The organism is Vibrio sp. 1249-1 (genome assembly GCF_033340495.1).
The window spans coordinates 1-601 of sequence record NZ_JAWOWJ010000804.1 but is presented as its reverse complement, the minus strand read 5'-3'; the positions used below and the strand labels follow the sequence as shown (position 1 = coordinate 601).

Sequence of the window (601 nt, the reverse complement as noted above, 5' to 3'; positions counted from 1 at the left end):
CTTAACGGTTCGCGATACTGACACGCCAGAAGACCAATTAACCGTTTCTTTAGAAAACAACTCAAACGGCTACTTCGTGTTGGTTGGCAATGAAGTCAAGCTAACTCAAGCGGGTGTTGACGCGGTTAACAACGATGAACTCAACCTTAAAGACCTGACTATCAGCGCGTCAGTGTCGGATGGTGTTAATCCAACAGCTAGCGACAGTGACAGTTTGATTGTGAATCGTGTTAACGATGCACCGACTGTTGAAAATGCCATTGCAGACCAAGTGTTATCGGAAGATTTCGATGCATACACGATCGACTTGAATGAAGTATTCAAAGATTCTGATTCCTCGCTAGAATTCTCAGTTTCTGGCAATAACAGCATCCAAATTTCTATTGTGAATGGTGTTGCTACCATCACTCCAACTGCGGATTGGAATGGCAAAGAGACAATTACGTTCACAGCTACAGACCCAAGCGGCGAAAACATTAGCCAAACCGTAAACTTCACAGTTGCGCCTGTGGCGGACATCGTGGCAGACAAAGCGACGGTCGTTGAAGACACGCCAACCATCATCAAGGTCTTAGGTAACGACACGTTCGAAGGCGACGAT

Annotated in this window: 1 protein-coding gene; it reads left to right on the top strand. The window is 45.9% G+C overall.

Going from position 1 to position 601, the window contains the following annotated elements; all coding sequences use genetic code 11:
- Positions 1-601: Ig-like domain-containing protein (locus R7Z50_RS29015; protein ID WP_318149948.1), on the top strand; the 601-nt coding region annotated here is incomplete at both ends.